The sequence below is a fragment of the Natranaerobius thermophilus JW/NM-WN-LF genome (assembly GCF_000020005.1).
Lineage (GTDB): Bacteria > Bacillota > Natranaerobiia > Natranaerobiales > Natranaerobiaceae > Natranaerobius > Natranaerobius thermophilus.
Genome location: NC_010718.1, coordinates 2,732,297 through 2,757,544, shown reverse-complemented (window position 1 = coordinate 2,757,544; position 25,248 = coordinate 2,732,297). Strand labels below are relative to the sequence as shown.

Sequence of the window (25,248 nt, the reverse complement as noted above, 5' to 3'; positions counted from 1 at the left end):
TTATATTATTTTTGCTTTTTTGTTCGTAAACTACCAATTTATTCTAGAATAAATTGGTAGTTTTTTTTGAGTACAGAACTTTTTAAAATAATATAATTATCTTAATCCAAATATGTCTTCTTTATAATAATAGAAAACTCTCTTAGATCACTAATATTATTTTTCACAATTGAATGAACGATTTCAGGGTCTATAATAGCGTAATCATGTACAATAATATTCCTAAACTTAGCCATTTTTTTAAGGCGCTCTCCTAAGTGACTGTCAACAATATTTTCTTCAATTAAAATCTGAAAGGTATCCTGATTACTGATTGGTTCCCGAAATCCTGAGTAAGATATAATATGTCCGGCAATGTCAAGACAGCTTTCTATCGCCATCTGTAAGGTTCTTTCTATGTACCTTCTCTTAATTTTATCATTAAATAATTGATCAGATGTTATATCATTCTGTATATTGGCTAAATCATGATAATATTCTTCAAGATTAGATAGTCGTCTGGTTATCACGTCTTTATTAACCATCTTCTTCACCCCTTTCTAATCGTTTTAACATTTGATCATAATATCTATCATATAAATGCTTCATGTCAAAGAATAGTTTTCTTTGCTTCACCTCAAAACTAACTCTTCTGTCTCTGTTTTTTTCTAAAACTAAAATATTGTTTAACATAACCTGTCGTATGAAATATAAGTCACAAGATTCTAAATTAACCACATCTACCTCTTTTTGAAAAATATCTTCTAACTTAGAGGCATATTCTAGTCGCTTATCAAATCGATTAAAACTAGAACAATTTTCTTCAAATAAAATAGCAACATCGATATCATTGTTTTTTTTCACATCATCATTAACTGTAGAGCCAAAAAGGTACACACAGGCTACTTTCTCTTCTTTTGAAAAATAGTCTGATAATATTTCACATATTTTTTTAACTTCCATAAAAACCATCCTTATAAGTATTTTACTGTTTAAATATTATCATAAAATTACAAAAACTTCAGCTAAATCAAACAAACGTTCCGTTAATTATATTTTAACATATTTTTATATAAACGGGAGAGCCAAATTGTCTAATTAACTTAAATAATTATCTTAAAGGAATTATCAGTTAAATATAGAACCTTGTAAAAGCATAGCCAATAATGTATATAATTGTTATGTATATAATTGTTTAGAACAATAAATTATACCGATAAAAGAGGTGAAAATATGAATCAACTAGTTTTAGACTACATTATATCTCTGACCAATTTATACGGTCTTGTTCATAAGGATAAAGTGATAGAAATTTATAATATGCAAAACAATGATCAAATAAACACAGAGATAATTGACTCAATAATGGAACCCCCCCTGAAGAGCTTGATAATAACAGCTTTGTTGAAATACACGAAGAATATTTCGTCGCCGAGTCTATTATAGAATTTGATGAGTTTGAATACCAATTGAATCAACGCATAGGTAAACCGTTCTACATTCCTCCGAGGAAAGAGCTGTTAAAGTATAAAAATGATACCTACTTTGAAGTTAATAAAGAATATAAAGCCCTATTAAACTATTTAAAGAAAAATATTTTTGATGGGGACAAGGCTGCAGCTGAAGGTTTGTGTGAAGATATTCAAGGTATTTGCCAGTTCGGATTTTCATTAAACAGGGTCTTTGATCAATTCAACAATAGAGGGGTGGAATTTGACAGTGAAGAACAAGCGCAAGAAGTCATGCAGCTTGTGATAGATCTCTCTAATAACACTAGGTTGTGGGAACATAACGGACACACCCCAAGTGAGTTGCATCAAAAGAAAGATAAATTCCAGAAAAAGCATATTCCCAACCAAAAAAATAAGCCAAGAAGGGTTGGCAAAAAGATAGGTAGAAATGAACCCTGTCCATGTGGGAGCGGTAAAAAGTACAAAAAATGTTGTTTGGATTAAACACAGAATTAATATAGTATCGCTAAAGACTAATAGAAATCGAAGGTGAACTTATTCTGAGTGAATTCCTGAATCGAAATCAAATCTAAGGTCGGTGGTTTTATGTTTAAAGAGCTTGAAGAAAAGAAACAGAAACTGGACGAAAAAAGGCCACTCTCCAAAGAACAAGTAAAGCAGCTTAAACAATACTTCGATGTTGAATTTACCTACAATTCTAATGCAATTGAGGGTAACACTCTATCTTTAAGAGAAACTAAAGTTATTCTTGAAGATGGGATCACTGTAGGTAAAGGAAAGAGTATGAGGGAACATCTTGAAGTGATTAACCATAAGGAAGCAATAGACTATATTGAAAACCTAATTAAAGAAAAAGCCGATATTTCGGAGAAAATTATCAAAGAAGTGCATTACCTGGTACTTAAAGGAATTGATGATGATAATGCCGGTAAATATCGGACCACCAACGTCTTGATTAGTGGAAGTGACCATAAGCCACCAGAGCACTATTTAGTGCCAGAAAAAATGGAAAAGTTGGTGTCCTGGTACAAAAATAAGCAGAACAAACTCCATACTATAGAATTAGCCACATATTTTCATCACCATTTAACCTCTATTCACCCTTTTGTTGACGGTAACGGCAGACTTGCAAGGCTTTTAATGAACTTCATATTAGTGCAAGACGGTTATCCTCTAACAGTGATTAAGGCAGAAGATAGAGAAAGTTACATGGAGGCACTAGAGCTTGCTAGTACAAAAATGGACTACTCTAAACTACTTGAAATGATGGAAAAAGCTGTTAATGACAGTTTTGAGACTTATTTTTATATATGTTAATTCCAGACTACTCGGTCACTGTTTGGCCATGACTAGCCGTATGTAAAATAGGTATAATAAAACAATTCAACACGAAATGCGCTTTGATGATATTTGGAATTATTTTTGGTATACTTGATCTAGAGGTTATAAAATGAAATAGTCAAAGGTGTGATGGTATGACTAAACTTTTTGATGACCTGAGTACTTATTTTTCCCAATTCGGTGAAATAAAAGCTGCATATCTATTTGGTTCCTGTGCGGTAGGAAGAAATAATAGTATGAGCGATATAGACATTGCTGTACTTTTAAAAGATGGTACCAATAATCATGACAAAAAGATAGAATTATTGGCAGGATTAGTTGAACTTGGCTATGACAATGTCGATCTTGCAATACTAAATGACATGTCAATTGTAGGTAGGTATGAAGTGATAAAACATAACAAAATTCTCTATGCAGATGACGATTTCGATGTACACAGTTACTCTTCCCTTGTGATTCGCCAATATCTCGACTTCAAACCATATCTGGAAGTTCAAAGGAAATATTTAAAGGAGAGGATTATGAATGGTGAATAGGGAATCGTTGCAAAAAAGAATAGAAAAAGCCAAAGAATATATTGACTTTTTGGAAGAAATAAATGTCAAATACAGTTTAGAAGAGTATAAAAATAATAAAATGGTATTTGGCAGTGTAGAAAGGTTTCTCCATCTAACAATTGAAGCTTTAATAGACATCGGAAATCACATAATAAGTGCTGATAATTTGGGTACTGTTAATGTATATCGGGATATACCAGTCATCCTGTATGATAATAATTATATCAATGATAAAGAGAAAGACTTATTTATCAGGATAATTGGTATGAGAAATGTATTAGTTCACGATTATTTAGACATAGAAAAAGAAACGGTTTATCGGATTTTAACAGAAAACCTTTCGGATTTAAAAAGTTTGCTAAAGAAATACATGGAATTATTATGATTTTATATTGTTTCAGAGACTACTCGGTCACGGTTTGGCCATGACTAGCCGTAAAAACTAGTGTAAAGGGAATTGATTTAACTGATAAGCGCTGTTAATAAAACCATAACAAAAAAATCCTAACAAAATACATCGTAACCAAATATTTACCCCGGGAACAGGTTTATCCCTGTCGTCCCGGGGTTAATTAATTCCTTGATACATCTCGGATCTCGGATACATTTCGATGTCAGTTCATTAATTTTTCAACTCTTCAATCTCATCAATCCTATAGAGCATCGTTACAGCTTCTGCTCTACTTAGTTTATCTTTTGGTGAAAACTTATCTCCATCTCCATTCATAATATCTAGCCACGTTACTAGACCTACACAGTCCTTCTTGTTTAAAGAGATTTCATCTACATCTTCAAATTTAAGGGGAAATTCCAGATTATCGACCATTAAAATATCCAGGTCCAGGCTTTTGACAATGAGCTCTGCCATTTGTTCTCTGTTGATTGTTTCGTCTAAAGGAAATGTTTCCTGCCCTTTGTCAAAGATATCTTTTTTGGTAAGTAACTGAATTGCTTCAAAGTGGGGATGATCTTCGCCCACATTATCAAAATAGGGCTCTTCCGGAACCTCTGGACTCCTGTCTCTCATATAAATTATTTGAGCAAGTAGTACACTAACTTCCTCTTTAGTTATATCTTCATCGGGTAATAGCTCTCCCTGTCTTAAGGGAAGTAGACCCTGGGCCAGTGCCAGTTCCAGATAGGAAGCTGCCCAGTGCCCATCCTCAACCAGTTCGAAAATTTCCTTATCTATAAAAGAAGTTCCTTCGAAATTATAAAGCTCACCAGAATCTGCATGAACATAGGGGGCACCTTCATCATAACTGGCTGTAAAGGCATAAGGTGAAAGTTTAAAAGCAGGGCGCATTTTAACTGTTGGCTCTCGGTCTGGATCTTCATGGATTTTCATTAATTCTTCCCCGGTTTCTGACCGGTGAGGGATATATACCAGTTCTAAATCTAGTTCTGAAACTAGTTTTTCCCTGGCTTCTTCTAATGTAATGTCTGTTTCTTGAGGGTCTGGAAGTTCATTTTCTATTAGTGGAATATAGATCATCCTATTTGCTAATCCCGTAGCCATATCGATCTGCAAGTTGTAACCTGCTGTTTTCACGGGGATATTATTTACCACCTTGCTATACTCTGCGCCCCTGGAAGTTGATCCGGGATCATAGTCTTCAGGATTTTCTATAATAAAATGCATTGTTTCCTCTTCATCAACTTCTACTGCATTTAGTTCCAGGCTATTTATAAGCTTCGCATCAGAAGCGGGTGACAATTTATTCAAGGTTTTTTCTGACTCTTCATCAATATTGATTTTTTCGGGTCGGTCTTCTATTATATCGTCTATCACCTGAACCATGGTATTACGGTCTATGTCATAATAGTAAATATCCCCTTGTTCCTGGCAGATTTTCACACTTAACTGCCTAAATTCATCAACATCTTCATGTTCTAAATTCACTTCATATAACAGTCTATCATCTTCGCTCCCTAGAGGAGAGCGCCTGACACCTTCTGTTTCATCAACATCTTCTACTTCAAATCCTTCAAATCCAAGGGCGTTTACAAAGTCTTCTGCCAGTTCTACGGCCTTTTCTTCTGTGATTTCCTCGGTTCTTTCACTACCATCTATAGTGACACCTTTATCTGATAAGAATTCGTCACTTAAGCTTCCATCCTCAGCTAATACTTCATCTAATTTGTCCCCATCAATTTCATAAAAACCACGGCTTATCATATCTCCGCTATTGGCATCTACAAGATAGTTAGTACGGATTATACCTGTGTGTTCAACACCCAACTGACCAAAGAGGGTATAAAATAAATTGGGTTCTTGGAATTCATTGTCATCCAAGGCCGGGAGATATACTTTCTTGAGGGGTAAGTCCTCCATTAACTTTTCTTTGGCCTCATCTTTTGCTTTATCCTTTGCCTCCTCCTTTGACACGGTTTCTTCAAGGGAAATGAATTTATCGGGTTTAGAAAAGTCTTTTTCAATTCGGCTCAGCTCACCGGTTACTGCATTAATTTCTACGGTCACTCCTTCATCTTGTACGGGTATCCCATCGTGAATTCTCATGAATGTAAATTCATAATTTGAAGCCCCTCTTTGGCTGTCATCCAGTTCTCTGTCTACTAAAGGATTTTCATTTAACTTTTCATCATCCAATAGTTCGGGATACAGTGTTTCTACATATTTCAGAGCAGTGTCCTCGGCTTCGTCAGCAGTTACCTGGGCCAGTTTCGGATCATCTCTTGTAAACATTGTTTTATTGACTTCTGTGATTATATTTTCTTGCTTATCATAATCAACTCTGACTTCCACATCTTCGAGCATGTATCTGTAGTGTAATTTATCTTCTTCAAAGCGGTGTTTTTCTACATCATCCAGCCTGTAATCTGACAATAACTCCAGCTGTGACCTAATCTCTTTATCTATTTCTTGTTGTTTACCTTCTAGTTCATGGCTTTTATCTGGCTCTTCGATTTCTTCCTCGATTATTATATCATCGGAATCTGTTTCAACGACTTCTTCTTCAACCACCTGTTCTTCGCCGTAGTGTGCTGCATTTACCTGGGTAATTGCTCCAGTAGAAATTAATATTAAACAAGATATCAAACAAGCAGCTAAACACATTATGGTTTTTAAGTTTTTTATAACGCCATTAGCTATCATTGTACAAACCTCCCCAGATCAATCAATCTATCAAAAACTTGAGCCATTTCATTTTTGGTTAAAGACTCTTTAGGCCTAAATTTACTATCTTCTAGGGGTAAGATATCCAAGCCCACTACCAAGGCCACATCGTTCCATAACTTATCATCAATTTCATCTCGGTCTTTGATTTCAAGGGCTACTTCCATTTCGTCATCTTTTCTGGTGATGACATCCATGTTCATTGTTTTGACTATCATCTGGGCTAGTTCTTCCCTGGTTATATTTTGCTCCGGTCTGTATTCATCCGAGTCCTCACCAGCTAACATACTTTCAGGAATCAGCTCCAGATCATATATTTCTTTTATAGCGTGATAATCAGGATGGTCCTTAGTTACATCGGTAAATGTCATTTCTTCCTCTTCTTCCTGATATCCCGGACCTGGTGTAGTAGGATAGGGAGTATCTGTCAAAGCGCTGATGACACGAGCAGCTTCACCTCGGCTGACCATTTCCTTGGCATCGATTACCTGGTCCTCATCGGGCATAAATATTCCAAGAACACTCATCCATTCTATCAGGTGTTCATCCTGGGCAGCTGTAATTTCGGGAAATTCATATACTTCCCCGGTATAGCCTTCTACTAGTTCTCCTGTCACTGCATTTACTCGATTGTATTCCTTGTTATCATATTCAAATACAAAATCTCCATTATTATCGTAGTTAGGTTCGATCTTTGTTTCTTCCAGGTATCTTTCAAGGGCATCCTTTTCAGACACAACATCTTCTGGTTTTTCAATATAGTCTCCGGTTATAGGTGTTCTGGCATTAAACCTGGAAAGTTTTCCACTATCTTGACAGATAATCAATTCCAAGGAACTGTATGATAGAGGTATCCCATAGGCCTTCATGGGAAAGCGAAGCCTGTAGGCGTCACCAAAATCTTCTTGATCACTTTCTAAAGAAATATCATAATCCAGATAATCTACAAATTCCGGGGCAAGCTTTTCTAAGTACATTCTTCCTACTTGTTCAAAGTTCTCTTCTGATTCATCTTCTTCTAATTCAGCTAGGGCTTTGGAAATCTCCTTGGTATATTCTTCTCCACCTAAGGCCACCAGGGGATCATCCCCTCTAGAGTTAACCCGGATTTCATACAGATAACCGTATTCTGTTTCAAAACCTACACTCAACTCTATCCTGGGATCATCTACATCATAGTCATGTCTTACATGTTCAAAGGTAACATTCCCCCGGGATCTAGTACTACTGCCTCCAGAATTAGACAGTTCACCTTCAACCTCGAAAAGGGAATCTACCACTTCTTTCACTTTATCCTCGATTCTATCCCTATCTTCACGCCTGTCTATGGGCTCATCCAGTTTGTCAGGGGAAGGGGCACCCATATCCAGATCTATTTCCGTCCTTTTATCTTGAACTTCATCAAGGTCTAAGACTTCACCATCTTCAGTTAGATAATCCCCGGTTTTTCCGTCAACTTTTACTTCACGCCCTACAATGGGGGAATAGGTAAGGATAAATTCTTCATTATCGGCATCTGTTCTATAAGCCATTGTTCCTCCGGCTTCAATGAATAGCTCTTCTGCTCTCTCTTCATCTAGAACTTTTTCAGGTTCTTCAAACTCTAGATCGGGATCATAATTATTGTTGAGTCCTGATACATGACCGGTCCTGGCACTAACACCTACTGAAATGTGATTGTCTGTTTCATAACCATGAACTGTTTGACTGTATTCGTACCTGTGGCTGATATCTGAGATATAATGTTCTGGACTTTCAGATACTTGAAGTTCTCCTGGCTGTAATTCAAAATTTTCTTGTTCTTCTAGGTCGTATCCCATATCTCTTAAAAATTCTTTTGCTATGTCCTCACCTTCATCCCGGCTGATATAATCAAGCTCATCTTCTGGGTAGTCTCGTGTATAAATGATATAGTATCTATTACTTCATCTTCATCGCAAATATTAAAGGATAGGGTATAGTGCTTTTCTTCATACGGGTCAGATTGATAGTTTAAGTACCATATCCCCTGTCTTTCAAGGTAATCGCTTCGTTCTAAGTTAAGTTCTTCGGTTAGGGGGTGAATATTTTCTGCTATTTCGATTGCTTCTTCTTCAGTTAGATTGAGGTCTTCTGAAACCTCTTCGGCCAGTGCTGATGGACTGCCAAGGGCTGTAACAGACAACAGTAGACCCAATAAAAGTACTAAGACTTTCAATCTAAAGCCACCTCCTGATTATTGATATATAGTCTAACCTCTAAAATTAAGCTAATAATACTCTTAAAATTTTATGACGAATAGAATCCTATAAAGTAGTTCCAATAACTAAATTTTCCTAAATTGCTACTTTATTCTGGGATGAAAGGAATTCTCAGTTAAACATAGAACTATGCAAAATATACATCCAACTTATGTGTATATGGCATTAAAATATAAATGTTTAATCTTAATCAATTTGTACTGAATAAATAAAGGTATAATAAAACAATTCAACACGAAATGCGCTTTGATGATATTTGGAATTATTTTTGGTATACTTAATCTAGAGGTTATAAAACGAAATAGTCAAAGGTGTGATGGTATGACTAAACTTTTTGATGACCTGAGTACTTATTTTTCCCAATTCGGTGAAATAAAAGCTGCATATCTATTTGGTTCCTGTGCGGTAGGAAGAAATAATAGTATGAGCGATATAGACATTGCTGTACTTTTAAAAGATGGTACCAATAATCATGACAAAAAGATAGAATTATTGGCAGGATTAGTTGAACTTGGCTATGACAATGTCGATCTTGCAATACTAAATGACATGTCAATTGTAGGTAGGTATGAAGTGATAAAACATAACAAAATTCTCTATGCAGATGACGATTTCGATGTACACAGTTACTTTTCCCTTGTGATTCGCCAATATCTCGACTTCAAACCATATCTGGAAGTTCAAAGGAAGTATTTAAAGGAGAGGATTATGAATGGTGAATAGGGAATCGGGATATACCAGTCATCCTGTATGATAATAGTTATATCAATGATAAAGAGAAAGATTTATTTATCAGGATAATTGGTATGAGAAATGTATTAGTTCACGATTATTTAGAAATAGAAAAAGAAACGGTTTATCGGATTTTAACAGAAAACCTTTCGGATTTAAAAAGTTTGCTAAAGAAATACATGGAATTTATTATGATTTTATATTGTTTCAGCGCGGGGATGTTTTGTGTTGATGAATCTTAAATTCATATTCCGTGACCAAAAAACTATTAGATAATTGAGAGGTGAAAATATGAATCAGCTAGTTTTAGACTACATTATATCTCTGACCAATTTATACGGTCTTGTTCATAAGGATAAAGTGATAGAAATTTATAATATGCAAAACAATGATCAAATAAACACAGATATAATTGACTCATTAATGGAAGAGCCCCCTGAAGAGCTTGATAATAGTTTTGTTGAAATACACGAAGACTATTTCGTCTCCGAGTCACTGATAGAATTTGATGAGTTTGAATATCAATTAAATCAACGCATAGGTAAACCGTTCTACATTCCACCGAAGAAAGAGCTATTAAAGTATAAAAACGATACCTATTTTGAGGTTAATAAAGAATATAAAGCCCTATTAAACTATTTGACGGAAAATATTTTTGATGGGGACAAGGCTGCAGCTGAAGGTTTGTGTGAAGATATTCAGGTTATTTGCCAGTTCGGGTTTTCATTAAACAAGGTCTTTGAGGAATTTAACAATAGAGGGGTGGAATTTGACAGTGAAGAACAAGCTCACGAAGTCATGCAGCTTGTGATAGATCTTTCTAATAACACTAGGTTGTGGGAACATAATGGACACACCCCCAGTGAGCTGCATCAAAAGAAAGGAAAATCCCAAAAGAGGTATATTTCCAACCAAAAAAATAAGCCAAGAAGGGTTGGCAAAAAAATAGGTAGAAATGAACCTTGCCCCTGCGGAAGCGGTAAAAAGTACAAAAAATGTTGTTTGGACTAATAGAAATTAAGATAGCAACAATAAATAAGGGATCTCCTGAGATATCGGGTCAGAGATCCCTTATTTTTATTATCGAACAAGGTTAATTTTATTTTACAAGAGCTTTCTTGTTAAGTTAACTAACCATTAAAAATGAAATCTGATAATTTAGTTTTATTAATATGATGGACTTAGGTCAAAATTTTGGACACCAAAAAGTTAAGTATTAAGCAGATTGCTTTGCTAGATCCTCAACATGTTGAGGAGTTAAAAACTCCAAACTTCCATGGATTCTTGTTCTGTTGTACCAGCTCTCAATGAACCTAAATAGAGCAATTTCAGCCGATTTGAAGTCTAAGTACTTAACATGGTTAACTTCTTCCTTTTTCAAAGTAGCATGAAATGATTCGATATGTGCATTGTCATAAGGGCAGCCTTTTCTGCTAAATGATTGCTTGATCCCTTTGTACCTTAAAAAACGCTTAAAGTCATCGCTAGTGTACTGGGTACCTAGATCACTATGTAGAATAAGTCCATTGCCAGGTTTCTGTGTATCATAAGCATTTTTAACAGCTTTAATAACTAAATCTGTTGTCATGGTCTTGCTAAAAGAGTATCCAACAATTTTATGGGTGTGTAAATCCATTACAGAGGCTAAGTAGCACCAGCCGTCTTTAACAGTATCAATGTATGTAATATCAGTAACCCACTTTTGATTGACAAATGTAGTTGAAAAGTCTTGTTTTAGGAGATTCTCTCGTTCGACTACTTTTTCTCTACTAGGATAAGGCCGATATTTTTTCCTGACAATTGATTTGATACCCTCTTTTCTCATTAATCGTTGGACTCTTTTTAAGCTGACTTTGTATCCTTTATTGATTAGCACAGCGTGGATCTTTGGTGCACCATATCGCTTTTTACTGTTTTTATGAATTTGAGTTATTTGATCTAATAGTTCTCTGTTTTCTTTGTCACGATTAGATTCAACTCGATTTATTGTTTCGTAATAAGTACTTCTCGGAAAGTCTAGAGCATCACAAATAGCTTTGATAGTATGCTCGTCCTTTTGTTCTTTTATAAATTCAGTAAGCTCTGTATTGTCTACTTTTTGGCGAATATGGTCATAGCCTTTTTTAAGATTTCATTCTCCTCTTTCAAGCGAGCCATTTCTTTTTGCATTTCTTCCACATCTTTTGAAGTGGCTCCCTCACTGCCAGATTGTTGGTTTGGAGAGAAATCTTTGATCCATTTATAAATAGTAACCTCTGTCACACCATATTCGCTAGACAAATCCTTCACAGAACTACCTGAATTATATAAATCTACAATTGTTCTTTTGAAGTCTTCATTATATCTCTTATTACTCATTACTGGACACATCCTTTCGTTATTAATATTGTAAGTGACTTAACCATGATGTGTCCAAGAATTTATACTAACACCATGAGTTAACTTAATTTCACAATTATTCCTGTTTTTATATTCTTCTAGTAAATTATTAGATAAATATTTATTAAAAATAAAATCGTTTTCTGATAAATCAACTAGGTATGTATTAACACTTAAAAGTATCTGTTCTAGCCTAATACTAATTTCATTCAAATATATGACCTTATCACGTGCGTTTCTCCCTCTTTTTAAAAAAGATTGTAACTTTGATTTACATTCAAAAAGTTCCGCTTCATCAGTTTTCCAAAAAGCAATATCGATATTATTTTTAAGTTTTTTGCCATTATAATAAACTTTTATTTCTTCACAGTTATAATAAGGTACGCAATCCTTTTCTTTTGAATATCCAGACCTTTTTAGCCCATTAGAAACCAAAATTTCTACAAAATCTCCTCTACGATTACCTATGTCAGTAGTATCATAGAACTCTTCTATTACATTAATTGTACTGTCTTCAACCTCATTTTTCATATCTCCAATAATTTCATTGAATTTTGTTTGGTTACTCGCGAAGTATATAACGTCGGTTATTACCTTAAAATCATCTTTACATTGGAGAGCTTGGTTTGCTAAATCGTAAACTTCTTGTTCGATGTCGTTAGGTTGAACATTTACAAAGCATAACAAACTCCCATCCCCCTAAAAATTAGATTTTAAAAGAGGCAATCTGGGAAGACTTACTCCCATTCTATAGGATAAATTGTCAATTGTCTCTCTTATGTAAGGCCAAGTATTAAAAATAGCATTTTTTGAGAATTTACTAACATACTCTTCATCTACTTCCAATTCACCATCCAAAGTGTAATCAATTTCAAATATCATTTCGATTACAAAAGCTCTATCTTCACTATTGTCAAGTTCTCCTTCAATATCAACCTCAATAATATACTTGAAACTTTGTTTATCATATATTTTATAATCTGCTTCTGGTAAATTAAAATTTAGTTTACCACTATAATCTTGATCGGTAAAATCAATATAACTTTCTAATTTGATTTTCCTCGTAATAATGTCGTTTAATTTAACCGCCTCTATAAAATCTTGATAAGCGCTTTCACTGCCGTGGTTTTTTTCACTCATTTTAATCCCCCTAACTTAAATGGCAGGCTTGTCCACTTCATTTAAATCAGCTGATATGTTCCAATTTTCATCTCTGTCAACTTTAAATCTAACGGTGTTCATACTTTTAGTTTGTTTTGTTAATACATCTGGCCATAAATCAAAATATTCCTTTTCGTGCCTACTGCTATTAAAGTTTTCTGAATACTCGAACTTTTGTTTTATTTGTGACTTACTTGTTGTATTCTCAATGTTGACATATTCTAACATTTTCGTCTTTATTAATTCTTTTTGATTTAGTTTGTGTTTTAAGAATGGCCCAACTTGTTCAAAAGATTCAAAATACTCTTCTAAGCGTTCGTCTTTATTATCTATTTGGTGTACAGATTTAAAAAACTTTTTAGCTTTATTTATACATTCTTGTATCTCTTGCATTCGCGTATAGTCTAATTGTATGAATAAAGAAAAGTAAGATCTAAATCCAACTTCGCGAAATGTTTTAACTAATGCTGCATCATCAAAATCAAAATTTTCTAGATCTACAACTATCTGTTCGAATTGCTGGTAATCAGTTAAATATTTTTCATTTATATATTGTCTTAATTCTTGTAGCAAAAAGTTATAATAGAAGTCTGTGACGAGCTCAACTGCATTTTCTAATGACTGTACTACATCTTTATAGAAATGAGAAGTTCTCCACATAATAGTCCCTCCTCCACAATTAGGATTCCAAACATATAAGTACTTTATACATTCTTGTAGTTGTTTGTATTTTTAAATATTCTTTATTTAGAATATTTATCCTGCCTAATTCTAAAATAATAGTATTTATTTTCATATTATGCAAGTTTATGTATTGAGAATGATATTGATCAGAAAGTTTAAATTAAAATTCCCTTTTCCCTGGAAAAAGTATAAAATAATTATAAACATACATGAAATATTTTCCACTGAGGTCTCAGGCTTTTCTCAAAACAAAATAAAGATATACTCGCTGCAGCTCTTTCTAACAGGAATGCCCCGGGGGGTCTTCCCTCCCGGGTTATTTGTTTGCCCGGCATGCCTGCCGCGCCGATGGGTTGAAAGAAACCCTGTCACCTAACCAGCAGGAAGACAACCATAAGGCAAGGGCGTCACCGGTGACGGTGGAGTCTGAAGGAAGCTGAAGGGGGAATTTGGAACATAGTGAGAACAAACCGAGGATGGCCTTTTAGGTGGGTAACCTTGCAAATTATGGGAAAGCCCGAAAGCTGGATAACCTAAAAGGTTAGGACGGATGCGTTCAAATTCAGGCAAGCAGACTTAACCGGGGAGATACCTGTATTGTCTTGTGACGACAAGTAAAGTTAAGACAAGTGGAAACATGAGTTTTAACTAAAGCAGTGCAGGAGGCAGATGAACCCGTAGTAGTGAAGAACTTTCGGCCAAAGAAAGCTGGTAACAGTCTGGAGGATAAAACCGAAAGGACACTACACCTGGTTGTAGTGGTGCATAATGACCGAAAGGGAATTATGTAGTGTGAAGGGGTGAAAGTAGACCAAAGAGTGTAGCAAGAACTCGAGTAGACACTTTAGGTAGGAAGAAAACTGAAGCTGAAATGCTAAAGGGAACGGAAAGTCAGGTGGTGACGAGCTTACTTGCTTTACCGTCCGCCTAGTGGAAGTAGAGCGTACCCTGATAGGTAAGATTGCCAAAGAGCTAGAGACACCGTTAAGCACGTTCAAAGAAACCACAACTAAAAGTGTAGAAAGAGGGAAGGCACACAGCGAAAGAAGGTGCAATTGATGAAGAAATGGTACAGTTTAATAGACAAGATTTATTCCAAAAACAATCTAGAAGACGCCTACCGCAGGGTCAGAGCTAACAAAGGTAAACCCGGCATAGACCAGGTAACCGTGGAGGCTTATGGCTCCAACCTAGAAGAAAATCTGGAAACCCTTCATCATGACCTTAAAATTGGCGCATACAAACCACAACCTGTGAGGCGAGTTAAGATACCCAAACCAGATGGAAGTACTCGCCCATTAGGGATTCCAACCGTAAAAGACAGGGTAGTCCAACAAGCAACGTTAAATATACTTCAACCGATTTTTGATCCAGACTTCCACCCGTCAAGCTACGGATACAGGCCTAATCGCTCATGTCACAAAGCAATAGCTAAATCAGAACAGTTCATTAATAAATACAATCTAAGACATGTAGTAGATATGGACCTATCTAAATGCTTTGATAAATTAAACCATGAGTTGATTATCGAAGAAGTAGCCAAGAAAGTTAGTGATGGAAGTGTTCTCAAATTAATAAAGAAATTTTTGAAGTCCGGAGTAATGGAAGATGGAGCCATAGAAGACACAGAAATAGGGAGCCCTCAAGGTGGAGTGATTTCACCACTACTAACCAACATTTACCTAGACAGATTTGATAAAGAAATGAAGAGTCGCAATATCCGAATAGTAAGATATGCCGATGATATTTTAATATTCGCCTACACACCAAGACAAGCGAAAAGATATAAAGATATAGCTACTGAAATATTAGAAGACGAATTAAAACTAACAGTTAATAAAGAGAAAACTCACATAACAAATGACCGCAAAGGTGTTCCCTACCTAGGAGTTATCATAAGGAGTCAAAACATATCCATCCAGCCTGAAAAGATACAGAAATTCAAAGAAAAAGTCAGAACTCTTACACCAAGAAATCATGGTAGAAATCTATCCGAAATCATAAAAGAGCTAAATCCAGTATTAAGAGGATGGGCAAATTACTTCCGAATAGCCAATTGTAAGAAACAATTTGAGAACTTAATGAAATGGATTAGAAGAAGACTTAGGATGAAGAAAATGCGAGAATGGAAAAGTTGGAAACAACTACACAAAACTCTTCGCAGAAAAGGCTACAAAGGGGAATTTGAGAAAATCTCCATGAATAAATGGAGAAACTCATCAAGTCCTCTCATAAGTTTAGCACTACCCAATAAGTGGTTTGACGAGATAGGTCTAATTAATATTAGTACCTATCAAGTTGGTATTTTGCATCACTTTAGAAAGTGATCGAGGTCTACTAGGAGCCGTGTACGTGGCCCGTAAGCACGGTTCTGTGAGAGGAACGAAGCCACAGCTAATTACTGTGGCTTCTACCTACTCGATTATTGTAAAGGAGAGAAGGGTAGATGAGAAAAGGGAGTTACAAACACAATCAAAACTTTAATAACCAAAGGCAGGACAAGTTGAACTTGAGTTGTAAGAAAATTGACACATTGATGGCAGTCTTACCAGAATACCTAAAAAACGGAACTAATGGTACCACCATGATTTACAAAACTTCCAAGAATGATAAGAATAAGAAGCATGATAAAGGTGACAGCTCCAATCAGGAACACATGCCTGATAAGATCAGTCACCCTATTCATCGGGAAGTATTACACATTTCCTACAGAACAGCTATGGACAAGCTCCTAAAATTTAACTGCCAATCCTGGAAGAGTTTGAAAGCATGCTATGGGAAAATGCTCAGAAGTCCCAACAAAGTACCCGTGCCAATGAACAAAAATACCATCCTAATACAAGCAAAAACCAGGGACACCTTAAAAAGCTCTAAAGACGGAGCCATGGGCAGCATCAGCTGTCAGCACATCACAGCCCTACAAAGGGAAGGTAACACCACCATAATCACCTTTGAAAGCGGTTGGCAGTTGCAAGTCTTTCAGCAGCTTGAAACAGTCAAAAACAACATTATAGATGGATACTTAATTTTGTACAATTATAATCAAAGATTATATCCCAATACTTCCAACACTCCATTTAAAGCAGATCACGGCCACTTTTCTGACTATGCTCACGAAAACTTTATCTGGCCCGGGGATGATTTCACCCATAATCAGAGAGATCTTCAGGAAGAACTTCAGGGTTCAAACCATCTGAAGGGTGAGGTGGGAAAGGGGGAAGATTTGGGGAAGGAGCCCGATTCCATCTCGGTGATCTATGCCATTCGGGACCTGGTGAATAATTTGATCATCCACTAATGCCCTGGCAATAGGCATGCTATCAATTTCATAAAATTTTCTTCAATTGTGGGAGTTTTAGCTTACTTCCCGTAAAAAGCTTCGAGATTTCATTAAACTACCATAAAAAGTGACAAGTTTCACAAAAATCCCGCAAAAAGCCACGAGTTCCGGCTTAGTCCACATTACCCTCATTCCCAATACCATAGTATACTTAACTCACCCAAGGGGCCCCGAGGGAATCCAAACCGGGAAAGAGGTGAATCAGATGCCAGTTTTAGGGTTAAAGGGACCGACCAGAGTACAGTTCAGGTTGGTTATAGGAAACGACGATGAGGGTAAGCCAGTATTCAGAACCAGAAGTTTTGGGCGAATTACGCCAAACGCAACGGATGAAGAAATCTACGACATAGGGGAAAAAATGATGAGCCTACAAAAGCACCAGGTATTCAATGTCAACAGAATAGACCACAAAGAGCTAGTTAAAGAAGACTAATCCTAATTACAAAAAAGACTAGCCCGAGTTCAAAGAAGTTCAACTCAAGCTCAAAGATAGCCAAGGCACTATAAGAAAGCTCAAGAACAAACTAAACCGGCCGGGGCCGGAAACAGCAGGAGGTGATAACAAGTGGTTAGAGAGTATCTACAGATGATATTCAAAAATGCTAATGATGGAAACTTCACCCTGACAATCTACGACCCAAGAGAAGACATCACCGAAGAAGAAGTAGATGGAGTTATGGATGAAATCCTAGCATCAGGAGTCTTTGTCACACCGGGTGGAGAACTTAAGAGCAAGGCAGCAGCCAGGATAGTTACCAGAGAAGTCAACACTGTAGTGGAGTATTAGGAAACAAACCCGGGTCGGGGATTACCGCCCCGGGTAGTTTCATATAACTTAACAGAACTCAACTAAAGATAAGGAGGTCTTGGATGAATTGACCGGTTCAACTGAGGATCTAATAACCAGCAGGGAGTACTACTTTAATAGGATTGTTATCCATAATCTCAGGGCCATAGTCCCTGAGTACCTGGAAGACCACGGAAACATCACTAAAGTTGTATTTAAAAATGGTCAAAAAACGTTTTTCAAAAAGTCATACCGCAGTACTGTGGCAAAGCTGATAAGCGATATGGGTTATCATCAAGAGGAGCTGGTGAAAAAGTACGGCCAGGTTATCAACAGAAAGCAGGGTATTCCCATACCCCTGACGGAAAATGATGTAATGGTTCAAATAAAGTACCGTAAGCCCATAGGAAAGGATGACGGGGCCATGGCCAGGATAAACCCGGAGGATCTTAAAGACATTCGCCCCTTAGAAGCTGACAAAAACAAGTCTGTCCTTATCTTTAAAAACGGTGATACCATGAACAGTCTCACCAAGTATCAAGATCTCATAACCCATATAACCCATGGATACCAAGTACTAAAAGAGTTCAATGAAAACATCTTTGATTTTTAAACTTTAAGAGAGGAGGGAGTTAACAATGGAAGAGCTTACTTCCCTAGTTGGCAATGTCGGTTTCCCCATAGCTGTCAGTATCTATCTCCTGGTACGGGTAGAGGCGAAACTCACAGAACTCACCGGGAGTATTACAGAGCTAAGCCGGGTCATCGAACTGGAACGGGGAAAGCTCATGGGAAAACCATAGAGAATAGAGATAATAAGGTGATAGTAGGGAGGGGAAGAGGTGCAGATCAATCAGAAACTTATAGACTACAACTACTCCAGTAGACAGAATCAAACCATTTCGTACCTGGTGATCCACGATACCGGAAACTCCCGGCCGGGCGCCGATGCCAAAGCCCATTACCACTACTTCAATGCCGGTAACAGAAGTGCCTCGGCCCATTATTTTGTGGACGATACCCAGATCTTGCAGCTGGTAGAAGATCATCACGCCTCCTGGCACTGCGGTGACGGCAGGGGGCGGTACGGAATTACCAATAGTAATTCCATAGGGATAGAGATATGCATCAACTCCGATGGGAACTATGCCAAAGCAGTAGAACAGACCATAAAACTGACTGCATACCTGGCAGAAAAGTACACCATCCCCCATAACAAGATAGTAAGACACTACGATGTCAGCAGAAAGATCTGTCCTGGGACTATGAGCCGGGACAACTGGGCCCTGTGGTATGAGCTTAAAGATGATGTATTAGCACTCAGAAAGCAGAATTCACACAGTGAGGATGCATCTGGAAAGCTAAACTCCCAAAGTGAAGTTGAACCCGAAACCAATAATCTTAAGAGATCTATCCAGATCCTAACTGAAGCGGGTATCATCAATTCACCTGAGTACTGGGACCAACATGCCCGAAAGGGTGAGACAATTAAAGGGCAGTATGCGGCTTTCTTGATTGAGAGGGTGGCACAAAAGTTAAAAACAAAATAGAAAGGTGTTAATACAAAAGAGCCGTATCACAATCCATATACGGCTCTTTTGTATAGATCAGCAAATCTACGTTATTTGGATTTAATTCAATTGTATTTTCTTACTCTTATTCAAATAAATTATTCCCCTATCACATAAAAATATGTTTCAAAACTGTCATTAATTGCTTTAATTTCGCTTCTAGAATATCCAGTTATTTTAATAATTTCTTGTATACCATATCCTTCTTTAAGCATGTTTTTAATTATTTCTTCTAGCAATTTTTTCACCTTCCTTCTGTCCCTCTTTCAAAAATTATGTAACTATAAATATCATAATAAACTTATTTCCGCTTCACAAAAGATATTAATTGACCTTTTGTGTAATTTTTAGTATCATTAACTTACAGTTGGGCATATTATCTAATGAAAGGAGGCCCAAGCATGAAAAAACTATCAACTGAAAAGTTAGCTGAAACTGTTAAGTTCAAAAGAAATGAAAATAATCTGACTCAGGAAGAACTAAGTGAGCAAACTGGGATAAATAGAGTGATGATAGGAAGAATTGAAAAACAAGACTTTATTCCTTCAATTAATCAACTTGAGAAATTAGCAGATGCACTTGAATTTGAAATTACTGATTTACTAGTTGAATCCGACGAAACTAGTTCTTTCACTGCTATGCGAAGAGAAGCCTTAGGAGAAAACGAAATTGAAGGGGTAGAAACTCTTATTACTATGATGCTTTCTCTTAGACAACAAAAAGTACTAAGGAGTAAGTTCAAAAATGTATAACTTTGATCAACCCAAGAAAGAGGAAATAAAAAAAATACAGGATTATGCAAATAACTTGAGATTAGAACTTGGTTTTACTAAAGAATCTCCTATTGCCAATGAAATTTTTACAATACTCGATAAACTAGAAATTGCTTTATTGGAGTATCCTATTAAACCCGATGGAGATAAACCTGCATTTTCAGCAGTTCTTATTCATTTAACAAACGCATGGAAAGAGTTATCCTTTATTGGTTTAAATACAGCAGATTATTATGATAAGCAAATTTTTGCTGTTGCTCACGAACTATATCATTATATAACTAAAACAGGATCTCATCTAAGTAGATTAACTGAAGAACAAAACGATTTAACTGAAATAAATGCCAATAGGTTTGCGGCAGAATTCTTATTACCCGAAGATAAACTGGAAAGTATTATTGTTGACGAATTTGAAACCTATGATTTAAGTAAAGTTAAACAAAAAACACTGTTGCGTTTTATCGCTAGGCTTCACTGTATTTGGTGGCTTCCATACAGATCAATTGTTAGAAGGTTAAAAGAAATAGAGGCCATTTCTACTACTCAATTTGATAATTTATATAATCACATTAATGAACGAGATTTTAACGGAGAATATGGTAGTATAGGTACTGCCATCAACAAAGAAGTATTTACTAAATTAAATACACTAACCCAAAGCAAAGGCACTTCTCCCAATAACATTGAAATTATATTGAGAAATTTTGAAGATAACATTATTGATGAAGACCAGCTCAGTAATCTATTAAATCTATTTGATAAAAAACCCGAAAATTTTGGCTATGAGATCAACGTTTCGAAAGATGACTTGATTGAGTTTGAAACTTTTTTCAATGAGGGGGAAAACGATGATAATTAAAATTACGATGCTTTTGCAAAAGAATTGGTAGACCATTTTAGAAATGCTATTCCTAATAATTATAGACCTCAAAAGGATTATGAAGTGATTACTTCTTCAGATATAGGTCGTGGGTCTATACCACAATCTACAAACAGTCGAATTAAAGCACCCTGATCATAATTTATCAGTTTCTCTGACACGTTCGAGTGATTATTAAGCCTATCATTCAATCACCTATGCCTATGGTATAATATATTAGTAGAAGGGACATATGGTTTTAATGGATTTAGAGAGAGGAGGGTTTAAAATGGCGACATCATCTTTTAATAAAGATTTTAAATTAAATAGTAAGAAAACTGTAAAGTCTTTTGAGAAAATGATGGCTAATCCTGCTAAAAGTATTAAAATAAATAGAGATTTAGTTTCACCTGAAAATGAGAGACGAGGTGAAGATAAATTAAAACAAATATTACGTCGCTCAAAAGACTAATAGAATTAGAAGTTAAAATATTCGAATATTAATATAAATAATAACTTAAGCGCCGAATGATCTCGGCGCTATTTTTGATGGTGTGCCTGGCATGGGCATAAGCATTCAACTTTGACTAAACCAATTAAAAAGAGAGCCAGACGCATCCAGCCCTCTTAAGTGTAAGCCGAAACTATACACCGTTATTACTTTTATTATATTATACTATACATTGATTTCTGTAATTTATCTTTCCCGAAAATACGCATATTATATAAAAACCACCCAAGTTGGGCAGTTTGCGCTAAATCTTTTTAGCAAATTATAAAACTGCTTACTATCGACAAAGAGAGTTTATGAGTGAATTAACCTACCTCCTGCTAACGTGGTGTTCTATTCTATATATATTCAAAATTTGCAATATTTAGAGGTACTTAAATACAATTAATCGAATTTATTTGTTAAGATAATTTCTGGTTTTGAAAAATTAATCGAGAAAGTCAGTTTCCTGCCATAGATTTTTTTAGGTCCCTTGGACGACTCCCAATAAAGCAGCTCAATGAACAATGGTACACGGATGAAGAAGGGAAACAAAGCAAATGTGCTGATCATCTAAATGAGATAGAAAAATGGCGCACTCGTTACTGGGAGGAATTCGAAAAAAGCTACCTTTTTAAACTTAAAGACTGGGATTATGAAAAAGAGCATCGTTTGATTTTGGCAAGTCCTCTTAACTCTTTTGAAGAACCCAAGTACCGAAAATTAACATATAATTTTGAGGATCTTGAAGCGATTATTTTCGGGATGAGAACTTCCATTGAAGATAAAATCAGGATAATAAAGATAATCGAAGATAAATGCAAATTTTATGGTAGAGATGATTTTGAGTTTTATCAAGCTTCATATTCTTCAGAATTAGGGGAAATGTTGATAAATAGGATACATATATTGTGACATTAAGAAGTTTTTTGTGAGCGTTAAGGACGATCTTTTCTCTTATCCCACTTCCACCAGGAAAGATCCATAGGATTTGACTTGCCATCATTAACAAGATTAGGTTTAGTATCCTCAACGAAAGGAAAGAAACCCAGCATTTCTCCTAAACGCGCCCAGTAATCCAGTTCCTTTTGTGTAAATAAGGATCTGTTTGCTTCGCAGTGAATATTTAACCTGCGGTAGTTTCTGACATAGCCTTCAAAGAAACTCATTAGATGAAAATGTTGTTTCATAGTACAGGCCTCCTCTATCGGATGTAAAGTCACATACAAACCCGATAAATGGATTTTAATAAAAGTTTTTATGAGACTAAAATTGTATTCAATATTCAAGCTGACCTAACCTGCCTTGGATATCGTTAAACTAGAAAATAATGGATAAATAAATTTAAGAAAAAATTACCCAAACAGGAAGGATTTTGGAACCCCACCTCGAATATTTGCTAATGACATAATTTAGTAAGAAATTAAAATGGTTAGCTTCTTTTACAATCAGAAGCGGTGTAAAAAGGGCTAACCTTTTTTATATACGTATGTTGCGCACTTGCAACAGTTTTAAAGGAGGCCGAGATCAATGACAAAAGTAAGAAAAGCGGTGATTCCGGCAGCGGGTCTCGGAACTAGGTTTTTACCTGCTACCAAAGCCCAACCCAAAGAGATGCTTCCTATACTAGATAAACCGACAATTCAGTATATTATAGAAGAAGCTGTGGAATCTGGAGTAGAAGACATATTAATCATCACTGGTAGGGGTAAGCGTGCCATAGAAGATCACTTCGATAGAGCTATAGAGTTGGAAGAAACCTTAGAGGAAAAAGGGAAACAAGATCTACTAGAAAAAGTAAGAGAGACTAATGAAATAGATATCCATTACATAAGACAGAAAGAACCCTTAGGACTTGGACATGCAGTGCTTTGTGCTAAGAAGTTCATCGGAAATGAACCTTTTGGTGTTTTACTCGGTGATGACATAGTCAGAAATGGTGGGGGAGCCCCCTGCTTGAAACAGATGATAGATTTATATGAACAGGAAGATGCTAGTGTCATAGGAGTACAGGAAGTGCCTGAACAAGATGTAAGCCGTTATGGTATAGTAGAAAACGGTGCTGAAGTTTCTAAAGGAGCTTATCAGGTAAATCAATTAATTGAAAAACCTCCGGTAGAGAAAGCACCTTCCAGGTTAGCTATTATGGGAAGGTATGTTATCAGTCCTACAATTTTTGACTACCTTGAAAAAACTGGCCCTGGAAGCGGAGGGGAAATTCAGTTGACTGATGCTTTAAATGATCTTGCCAAGGTAGAAAAGGTCTACGCCTATCCTTTTAAAGGAACTAGATATGATGCTGGAGATTTGTTAGGATATTTAAAGACAACGGTAGAATTTGCCTTGGAGCGAGAAGATGTTAAAGATGAATTTAAGGAATACTTGAAGTCTAGGTTTGGTCAAATATAATTTAAGTGAAGGTGAGTATAATGTATAAAATATCTGTCATTGGTACAGGGTATGTGGGTTTGTCAACAGGAGTTTGTCTATCTGATATGGGTAACCAAGTCACATGTGTTGACATCGACGAAGAAAAGATAAATACATTAAAAAATGGAAAGTCTCCTATATATGAACCGGGAATGGAAGATCTAATACATAAAAATACGAAAGCTGATAGGTTGCAGTTTACTACCAACTTAGAAAGTGCAGTCCAAAATACAGATATCATATTTATAGCTGTAGGAACACCATCTAGAGATGATGGTTCAGCTGATTTATCTTTTATATACGAAGCATCTAAAACAATAGCTAAAGCAATGAATGATTATAAAATAATAGTAACTAAGAGCACAGTACCAGTGGGAACCAACAAAGAAATCGAAGATAGTATATCCCAAAATACTGATCAAGATTTTTCAGTGGTTTCCAGCCCTGAATTCCTGAGAGAAGGATCTGCAATATATGATACAATGAATCCTGATCGAATAGTAATAGGTTACCGTGATGAACAAGCTGGACAAACTATCAAGGACTTATATAAAGACTTTGATACTGAATTTGTTATGACTACTACAGAAAGCTCTGAGATGATTAAATATGCCTCTAATGCTTTCTTAGCTACTAAGATATCTTTTATTAACGAAATGGCTAATATTTGTGAACGAGTTGGGGCCAATGTAGAGGAAGTAGCTAAAGGAATGGGCCTTGATCATAGAATAAGTGATAAATTCTTAAATGCAGGTATAGGTTACGGAGGTAGTTGTTTCCCGAAAGACACTAAAGCATTAATTAATAAAGCTGAAGAAGTGGATTATAATCTAAAGATAGTTAAAGCTGCTGAAGAAGTGAATGAAAAACAAAAGCTGATTGTAGTTGATAAATTGAAAGAAGTACTAGGTGACTTAGAAGGAAAGACAATAGGGATATTAGGACTTGCATTCAAACCAAACACCGATGATATAAGAGAGTCACCAGCATTAAAGATTATCCCAAAACTATTGGAGGCTGGTGCCAATGTTAAAGCTTATGACCCAAAGGCCATGGAAAATGCTAGAAAAGTACTTCCTGGTGATGTTGTGTATTGTTCTGTTTCTGAAGAGGTAGCAAAAGGTGTAGACGCTGTGGCTTTGCTTACAGAATGGAATGAATTTATAGAAATTGAGTGGAAGGACATCTCAATTAAAATGAATCAAGCAATTATAATTGATGGCAGAAATTTCTTAGATGTTACTTATTTACAAGAACAAGGTTTTAGATACATATGTATTTAAAAAGGATCTATATAAATTATAACGTGGGATT

General features: G+C 35.9%; 32 protein-coding genes. 21 read left to right on the top strand and 11 right to left on the bottom strand.

The genetic code is table 11. The features are described from left to right. Window positions 1-101: 101 nt before the first annotated feature. Window positions 102-524 (bottom strand): type VII toxin-antitoxin system HepT family RNase toxin, encoded by a 423-nt coding sequence (gene hepT / locus NTHER_RS12975; RefSeq protein ID WP_012448968.1) that lies wholly within the window; start codon window positions 522-524, stop codon window positions 102-104. Next, window positions 517-942, bottom strand: a complete 426-nt coding sequence (gene mntA / locus NTHER_RS12970) for a type VII toxin-antitoxin system MntA family adenylyltransferase antitoxin (RefSeq protein ID WP_012448967.1) — start codon at window positions 940-942, stop codon at window positions 517-519. Before mntA (NTHER_RS12970) ends, hepT (NTHER_RS12975) begins: the two co-directional genes overlap by 8 nt. A 270-nt stretch (window positions 943-1,212) precedes the next feature. Between mntA (NTHER_RS12970) and NTHER_RS16300 the strand changes: the two genes are divergently transcribed. The 5 genes from NTHER_RS16300 to hepT (NTHER_RS12945) all read left to right on the top strand — a co-directional run bounded on the left by NTHER_RS16300 (window position 1,213) and on the right by hepT (NTHER_RS12945) (window position 3,734). Beyond that, the gene (locus NTHER_RS16300; RefSeq protein WP_012448966.1) at window positions 1,213-1,425 is read left to right on the top strand and encodes a hypothetical protein; all 213 of its coding nucleotides are present in this window, start codon (window positions 1,213-1,215) and stop codon (window positions 1,423-1,425) included. A 23-nt stretch (window positions 1,426-1,448) separates the two neighbouring features. Beyond that, window positions 1,449-1,934 (top strand): SEC-C metal-binding domain-containing protein, encoded by a 486-nt coding sequence (locus tag NTHER_RS12960; RefSeq protein ID WP_012448965.1) that lies wholly within the window; start codon window positions 1,449-1,451, stop codon window positions 1,932-1,934. Window positions 1,935-2,036: 102 nt separating this feature from the next. Next, window positions 2,037-2,768: a Fic family protein gene (locus NTHER_RS12955; protein ID WP_012448964.1), complete on the top strand. Its 732-nt coding sequence runs from the start codon at window positions 2,037-2,039 to the stop codon at window positions 2,766-2,768. 158 nt (window positions 2,769-2,926) lie between these two features. Further along, window positions 2,927-3,328, top strand: coding sequence for a type VII toxin-antitoxin system MntA family adenylyltransferase antitoxin (gene mntA, locus NTHER_RS12950; RefSeq protein ID WP_012448963.1), 402 nt, complete (start codon window positions 2,927-2,929; stop codon window positions 3,326-3,328). After that, the gene (gene hepT, locus NTHER_RS12945) at window positions 3,318-3,734 is read left to right on the top strand and encodes a type VII toxin-antitoxin system HepT family RNase toxin (protein ID WP_012448962.1); all 417 of its coding nucleotides are present in this window, start codon (window positions 3,318-3,320) and stop codon (window positions 3,732-3,734) included. Before mntA (NTHER_RS12950) ends, hepT (NTHER_RS12945) begins: the two co-directional genes overlap by 11 nt. Window positions 3,735-3,971: 237 nt before the next feature. Here hepT (NTHER_RS12945) and NTHER_RS12940 read toward each other — a convergent pair whose 3' ends face one another. Genes NTHER_RS12940 through NTHER_RS12930 form a run of 3 tightly spaced genes read right to left on the bottom strand, consistent with a single transcriptional unit; the run spans window position 3,972 to window position 8,685 of the window. Continuing rightward, complete coding sequence (locus tag NTHER_RS12940) at window positions 3,972-6,467, bottom strand: YcdB/YcdC domain-containing protein (RefSeq protein ID WP_012448961.1); 2,496 nt, start codon at window positions 6,465-6,467, stop codon at window positions 3,972-3,974. Continuing rightward, window positions 6,464-8,308 (bottom strand): S-layer homology domain-containing protein, encoded by a 1,845-nt coding sequence (locus NTHER_RS12935; protein ID WP_012448960.1) that lies wholly within the window; start codon window positions 8,306-8,308, stop codon window positions 6,464-6,466. The genes NTHER_RS12940 and NTHER_RS12935 overlap by 4 nt, the downstream gene beginning before the upstream one ends. A 20-nt stretch (window positions 8,309-8,328) precedes the next feature. Beyond that, window positions 8,329-8,685, bottom strand: a complete 357-nt coding sequence (locus NTHER_RS12930; protein ID WP_012448959.1) for a hypothetical protein — start codon at window positions 8,683-8,685, stop codon at window positions 8,329-8,331. 364 nt (window positions 8,686-9,049) lie between these two features. Between NTHER_RS12930 and mntA (NTHER_RS12925) the strand changes: the two genes are divergently transcribed. Genes mntA (NTHER_RS12925) through NTHER_RS12915 form a run of 3 tightly spaced genes read left to right on the top strand, consistent with a single transcriptional unit; the run spans window position 9,050 to window position 10,471 of the window. After that, complete coding sequence (gene mntA / locus NTHER_RS12925) at window positions 9,050-9,451, top strand: type VII toxin-antitoxin system MntA family adenylyltransferase antitoxin (protein WP_041367182.1); 402 nt, start codon at window positions 9,050-9,052, stop codon at window positions 9,449-9,451. Next, entirely contained in the window at window positions 9,448-9,702 is a 255-nt protein-coding gene (locus NTHER_RS12920; RefSeq protein WP_331446339.1) for a DUF86 domain-containing protein, read from the top strand. Before mntA (NTHER_RS12925) ends, NTHER_RS12920 begins: the two co-directional genes overlap by 4 nt. Before the next feature lie 49 nt (window positions 9,703-9,751). Then, a complete protein-coding gene (locus NTHER_RS12915) occupies window positions 9,752-10,471 on the top strand; it encodes a YecA family protein (protein WP_012448956.1) in 720 nt (239 codons plus the stop codon). Between the two features lie 205 nt (window positions 10,472-10,676). Here the strand turns inward: NTHER_RS12915 and NTHER_RS15700 are convergent. From NTHER_RS15700 to NTHER_RS12890, 4 genes are all read right to left on the bottom strand, one after another. Further along, a protein-coding gene (locus tag NTHER_RS15700; RefSeq protein WP_414628103.1) for an IS3 family transposase occupies window positions 10,677-11,818 on the bottom strand; the annotation gives its coding sequence in 2 pieces (ribosomal slippage) (window positions 10,677-11,578 and window positions 11,578-11,818; 1,143 coding nt in all). 39 nt (window positions 11,819-11,857) lie between these two features. Beyond that, entirely contained in the window at window positions 11,858-12,526 is a 669-nt protein-coding gene (locus NTHER_RS12900) for a hypothetical protein (protein ID WP_012448955.1), read from the bottom strand. Between the two features lie 12 nt (window positions 12,527-12,538). After that, window positions 12,539-12,979, bottom strand: a complete 441-nt coding sequence (locus NTHER_RS12895) for a hypothetical protein (RefSeq protein WP_012448954.1) — start codon at window positions 12,977-12,979, stop codon at window positions 12,539-12,541. 15 nt (window positions 12,980-12,994) lie between these two features. Next, the gene (locus tag NTHER_RS12890) at window positions 12,995-13,660 is read right to left on the bottom strand and encodes a hypothetical protein (RefSeq protein ID WP_012448953.1); all 666 of its coding nucleotides are present in this window, start codon (window positions 13,658-13,660) and stop codon (window positions 12,995-12,997) included. A gap of 1,082 nt (window positions 13,661-14,742) precedes the next feature. Between NTHER_RS12890 and ltrA the strand changes: the two genes are divergently transcribed. The 7 genes from ltrA to NTHER_RS12860 all read left to right on the top strand — a co-directional run bounded on the left by ltrA (window position 14,743) and on the right by NTHER_RS12860 (window position 19,361). Further along, the gene (gene ltrA, locus NTHER_RS12885) at window positions 14,743-16,011 is read left to right on the top strand and encodes a group II intron reverse transcriptase/maturase (protein ID WP_012448952.1); all 1,269 of its coding nucleotides are present in this window, start codon (window positions 14,743-14,745) and stop codon (window positions 16,009-16,011) included. Window positions 16,012-16,130: 119 nt separating this feature from the next. After that, window positions 16,131-16,982, top strand: a complete 852-nt coding sequence (locus tag NTHER_RS12880; RefSeq protein WP_012448951.1) for a hypothetical protein — start codon at window positions 16,131-16,133, stop codon at window positions 16,980-16,982. 247 nt (window positions 16,983-17,229) lie between these two features. Then, window positions 17,230-17,457, top strand: coding sequence for a DUF1659 domain-containing protein (locus tag NTHER_RS12875; protein ID WP_012448950.1), 228 nt, complete (start codon window positions 17,230-17,232; stop codon window positions 17,455-17,457). Window positions 17,458-17,589: 132 nt separating this feature from the next. Continuing rightward, window positions 17,590-17,811 (top strand): DUF2922 domain-containing protein, encoded by a 222-nt coding sequence (locus NTHER_RS12870; protein WP_012448949.1) that lies wholly within the window; start codon window positions 17,590-17,592, stop codon window positions 17,809-17,811. Window positions 17,812-17,899: 88 nt separating this feature from the next. Next, the gene (locus NTHER_RS12865; protein WP_012448948.1) at window positions 17,900-18,424 is read left to right on the top strand and encodes a hypothetical protein; all 525 of its coding nucleotides are present in this window, start codon (window positions 17,900-17,902) and stop codon (window positions 18,422-18,424) included. A gap of 25 nt (window positions 18,425-18,449) precedes the next feature. Beyond that, window positions 18,450-18,614, top strand: a complete 165-nt coding sequence (locus NTHER_RS15695) for a YvrJ family protein (protein ID WP_012448947.1) — start codon at window positions 18,450-18,452, stop codon at window positions 18,612-18,614. Window positions 18,615-18,653: 39 nt separating this feature from the next. Further along, complete coding sequence (locus NTHER_RS12860) at window positions 18,654-19,361, top strand: peptidoglycan recognition protein family protein (RefSeq protein WP_012448946.1); 708 nt, start codon at window positions 18,654-18,656, stop codon at window positions 19,359-19,361. Between the two features lie 119 nt (window positions 19,362-19,480). On the opposite strand, the gene NTHER_RS15980 is transcribed toward NTHER_RS12860, so the two are convergent. After that, window positions 19,481-19,630, bottom strand: a complete 150-nt coding sequence (locus NTHER_RS15980) for a hypothetical protein (protein ID WP_158438286.1) — start codon at window positions 19,628-19,630, stop codon at window positions 19,481-19,483. A 153-nt stretch (window positions 19,631-19,783) separates the two neighbouring features. Between NTHER_RS15980 and NTHER_RS12855 the strand changes: the two genes are divergently transcribed. The 4 genes from NTHER_RS12855 (at window position 19,784) to NTHER_RS12840 (ending at window position 22,419) form a co-directional block, all read left to right on the top strand. Beyond that, entirely contained in the window at window positions 19,784-20,134 is a 351-nt protein-coding gene (locus tag NTHER_RS12855; RefSeq protein WP_012448944.1) for a helix-turn-helix domain-containing protein, read from the top strand. After that, window positions 20,127-21,014 carry an ImmA/IrrE family metallo-endopeptidase gene (locus NTHER_RS12850; RefSeq protein WP_012448943.1) on the top strand — a complete coding sequence of 296 codons (888 nt, stop codon included), beginning with the start codon at window positions 20,127-20,129 and terminating at the stop codon, window positions 21,012-21,014. Before NTHER_RS12855 ends, NTHER_RS12850 begins: the two co-directional genes overlap by 8 nt. Before the next feature lie 289 nt (window positions 21,015-21,303). Beyond that, window positions 21,304-21,486: a hypothetical protein gene (locus NTHER_RS12845; protein WP_041367180.1), complete on the top strand. Its 183-nt coding sequence runs from the start codon at window positions 21,304-21,306 to the stop codon at window positions 21,484-21,486. Window positions 21,487-22,182: 696 nt separating this feature from the next. Beyond that, the gene (locus NTHER_RS12840) at window positions 22,183-22,419 is read left to right on the top strand and encodes a hypothetical protein (protein ID WP_158438285.1); all 237 of its coding nucleotides are present in this window, start codon (window positions 22,183-22,185) and stop codon (window positions 22,417-22,419) included. Window positions 22,420-22,442: 23 nt separating this feature from the next. Here NTHER_RS12840 and NTHER_RS12835 read toward each other — a convergent pair whose 3' ends face one another. Continuing rightward, window positions 22,443-22,694: a hypothetical protein gene (locus NTHER_RS12835; RefSeq protein ID WP_012448941.1), complete on the bottom strand. Its 252-nt coding sequence runs from the start codon at window positions 22,692-22,694 to the stop codon at window positions 22,443-22,445. A 340-nt stretch (window positions 22,695-23,034) separates the two neighbouring features. On the opposite strand from NTHER_RS12835, the gene galU reads away from it, so the two are divergent. Continuing rightward, entirely contained in the window at window positions 23,035-23,913 is an 879-nt protein-coding gene (gene galU, locus NTHER_RS12830) for a UTP--glucose-1-phosphate uridylyltransferase GalU (protein WP_012448940.1), read from the top strand. A 20-nt stretch (window positions 23,914-23,933) separates the two neighbouring features. Next, entirely contained in the window at window positions 23,934-25,217 is a 1,284-nt protein-coding gene (locus tag NTHER_RS12825; protein WP_012448939.1) for a UDP-glucose dehydrogenase family protein, read from the top strand. Window positions 25,218-25,248 lie beyond the last annotated feature (31 nt).

Excerpts from the sequence above, each read along its gene's own strand:
- hepT (WP_012448968.1), bottom strand. The coding sequence starts at position 524 with ATGGTTAATAAAGACGTGATAACCAGACGACTATCTAATCTTGAAGAA.
- mntA (WP_012448967.1), bottom strand. The coding sequence starts at position 942 with ATGGAAGTTAAAAAAATATGTGAAATATTATCAGACTATTTTTCAAAA.
- NTHER_RS16300 (WP_012448966.1), top strand. The coding sequence starts at position 1,213 with ATGAATCAACTAGTTTTAGACTACATTATATCTCTGACCAATTTATAC.
- NTHER_RS12955 (WP_012448964.1), top strand. The coding sequence starts at position 2,037 with ATGTTTAAAGAGCTTGAAGAAAAGAAACAGAAACTGGACGAAAAAAGG.
- mntA (WP_012448963.1), top strand. The coding sequence starts at position 2,927 with ATGACTAAACTTTTTGATGACCTGAGTACTTATTTTTCCCAATTCGGT.
- hepT (WP_012448962.1), top strand. The coding sequence starts at position 3,318 with ATGGTGAATAGGGAATCGTTGCAAAAAAGAATAGAAAAAGCCAAAGAA.
- NTHER_RS12940 (WP_012448961.1), bottom strand. The coding sequence starts at position 6,467 with ATGATAGCTAATGGCGTTATAAAAAACTTAAAAACCATAATGTGTTTA.
- NTHER_RS12935 (WP_012448960.1), bottom strand. The coding sequence starts at position 8,308 with ATGGGATACGACCTAGAAGAACAAGAAAATTTTGAATTACAGCCAGGA.
- mntA (WP_041367182.1), top strand. The coding sequence starts at position 9,050 with ATGACTAAACTTTTTGATGACCTGAGTACTTATTTTTCCCAATTCGGT.
- NTHER_RS12915 (WP_012448956.1), top strand. The coding sequence starts at position 9,752 with ATGAATCAGCTAGTTTTAGACTACATTATATCTCTGACCAATTTATAC.
- NTHER_RS12895 (WP_012448954.1), bottom strand. The coding sequence starts at position 12,979 with ATGAGTGAAAAAAACCACGGCAGTGAAAGCGCTTATCAAGATTTTATA.
- NTHER_RS12890 (WP_012448953.1), bottom strand. The coding sequence starts at position 13,660 with ATGTGGAGAACTTCTCATTTCTATAAAGATGTAGTACAGTCATTAGAA.
- ltrA (WP_012448952.1), top strand. The coding sequence starts at position 14,743 with ATGAAGAAATGGTACAGTTTAATAGACAAGATTTATTCCAAAAACAAT.
- NTHER_RS12880 (WP_012448951.1), top strand. The coding sequence starts at position 16,131 with ATGAGAAAAGGGAGTTACAAACACAATCAAAACTTTAATAACCAAAGG.
- NTHER_RS12875 (WP_012448950.1), top strand. The coding sequence starts at position 17,230 with ATGCCAGTTTTAGGGTTAAAGGGACCGACCAGAGTACAGTTCAGGTTG.
- NTHER_RS15695 (WP_012448947.1), top strand. The coding sequence starts at position 18,450 with ATGGAAGAGCTTACTTCCCTAGTTGGCAATGTCGGTTTCCCCATAGCT.
- NTHER_RS12855 (WP_012448944.1), top strand. The coding sequence starts at position 19,784 with ATGAAAAAACTATCAACTGAAAAGTTAGCTGAAACTGTTAAGTTCAAA.
- NTHER_RS12850 (WP_012448943.1), top strand. The coding sequence starts at position 20,127 with ATGTATAACTTTGATCAACCCAAGAAAGAGGAAATAAAAAAAATACAG.
- NTHER_RS12845 (WP_041367180.1), top strand. The coding sequence starts at position 21,304 with ATGGCGACATCATCTTTTAATAAAGATTTTAAATTAAATAGTAAGAAA.
- NTHER_RS12835 (WP_012448941.1), bottom strand. The coding sequence starts at position 22,694 with ATGAAACAACATTTTCATCTAATGAGTTTCTTTGAAGGCTATGTCAGA.
- galU (WP_012448940.1), top strand. The coding sequence starts at position 23,035 with ATGACAAAAGTAAGAAAAGCGGTGATTCCGGCAGCGGGTCTCGGAACT.
- NTHER_RS12825 (WP_012448939.1), top strand. The coding sequence starts at position 23,934 with ATGTATAAAATATCTGTCATTGGTACAGGGTATGTGGGTTTGTCAACA.